The sequence below is a fragment of the Parvibaculum sp. genome, from assembly GCF_040882025.1.
GTDB lineage: Bacteria > Pseudomonadota > Alphaproteobacteria > Parvibaculales > Parvibaculaceae > Parvibaculum.
The window spans coordinates 5914-7721 of record NZ_JBBECC010000026.1; the positions used below are offsets into that span (position 1 = coordinate 5914).

The 1808-nt window shown below is 57.5% G+C and carries 1 protein-coding gene and 1 pseudogene; both read left to right on the forward strand.

Going from position 1 to position 1808, the window contains the following annotated elements:
* Positions 1–387: pseudogene (locus WEB61_RS02040) on the forward strand (acetyl-coenzyme A synthetase); the annotation flags it as partial.
* A 79-nt stretch (positions 388–466) separates the two neighbouring features.
* Positions 467–1702: a protein adenylyltransferase Fic gene (gene fic / locus WEB61_RS02045; RefSeq protein ID WP_368062665.1), complete on the forward strand. Its 1236-nt coding sequence runs from the start codon at positions 467–469 to the stop codon at positions 1700–1702.
* Positions 1703–1808 lie beyond the last annotated feature (106 nt).

Sequence of the window (1808 nt, forward strand, 5' to 3'; positions counted from 1 at the left end):
TCGGGCCACCGCATGGGCACGGCCGAAGTCGAAAGCGCGCTGGTCGCGCATCCGAAAGTCGCCGAGGCCGCCGTGGTCGGCTATCCGCACGACATCAAGGGCCAGGGCATCTATGCCTATGTGACGCTGAACGCCGGCGAGCCTTCCTCCGACGCGCTGCGCAAGGAGCTGGTGCAATGGGTGCGGAAAGAGATCGGCCCGATCGCCTCGCCGGACCTCATCCAGTTCGCGCCCGGCCTGCCCAAGACGCGTTCCGGCAAGATCATGCGGCGAATTTTGCGGAAGATCGCGGAAGACGATTTCTCCAATCTCGGCGACACCTCGACACTGGCCGATCCGGGCGTGGTGACCGATCTCGTCGACAACCGGCAGAACAAGGCGGAGTAGGCCTACAGAATAGAGCGGGTGATGAACCATCAGACCACTAAATATGGTGAATATGTCGATTTAGTGCGCGTCGATCGACATGTTTTTTGGATATGTTGACTGGCTGAACATATCGCCTCAATATGTCGATGAAATCGGAATTTATCGACATATGACAAGCTGGCACCCGGACAGGCCATATAATGACCTGCCCCGGTTGCCGCCGAAGGCTGATGTGGAAACGCGGTCTGTCCTGAAAGCCTGCGTCGAGGCGCGAGCGGCGCTTGCAGCGTTGAAGCAGGCCGCCGAACTCATCCCTAACCAAGCCATCCTGATCAGCACGATACCGACACTCGAAGCGCAAGCCAGCTCCGAAATCGAGAACGTCATCACGACAACGGACCGCCTGTTCCGCTTTGCACAGGCCGGCCGCGAAAATCAGGCCGATCCGGCAACCCGCGAAGCCCTGCGCTACCGGCGCGCCCTTCACAAAGGATTCGCGGGCCTGGCCAACCGCCCCCTCTCGATCGCCACCGCACTGGACATCTGCAGCACCATCAAGGGTGTTCAGATGGAAATCCGCAGGGTGCCGGGCACAGCACTCCAGAAAGACGCATCCGGCGAGATCGTCTACACGCCACCGGCAGGCGAGGCAACGCTGCGCGAACTGCTGACGAACTGGGAAGTCTTCATCCACAACGACCGGGATGGACTCGATCCTCTCGTGCGGATGGCGATCATGCACTATCAGTTTGAGGCCATTCATCCGCTTACGGATGGAAACGGCAGAACCGGGCGTGTGCTGAATGTGCTCTACCTTATCGAAAAGAAACTTCTCGATTTGCCCATCCTTTATTTGAGCCGTTACATCATCCTCAGCAAGGGCGACTACTACAACCTCTTGCAAAGCGTCACGGAAACCGGCAGTTGGGAAAGCTGGATCCTCTACATACTCAACGGCATCACTTCTACATCTGCCTGGATGATTGCCAAAATTCGCGCCATACGTGCCTTGATGCAAACAGCAACCCGTCACGTAAGAGAGCATGCGCCGCAAATTTATTCTCACGAACTCATCGAACAAATATTCCAGCAACCTTATTGCCGCATTCAGGACCTTGTGGACGCGGGTCTGGCACAACGGCAAACCGCATCGGCCTATCTGAAGAGGCTGTCCGATGCCGGCATTCTCGTCGAAGCAAGATCGGGCCGCGAAAAGCTTTTCATTCATCCGGCGCTGATCGATCTGCTGACTTCAGACGACAACACCGTCGCGCCGTACATCGTGGCAGAACCGAAAGAGATCGACCTCCGAAATCCCGGGTCCAACGGCTGATGCCCTTGCATCTCACCGTCCATCTTCCTACTTCACTCTATTCATCAAGGACTCGGGAGGCACCTCATGGCGAACTGGCAGATCGGCGACGTGAAGATCACGCGCG

What these genes read in the sequence shown, in the direction of transcription:
- fic (WP_368062665.1), top strand. Translation starts at nt 467, where the DNA reads ATGTTTTTTGGATATGTTGACTGGCTGAACATATCGCCTCAATATGTC.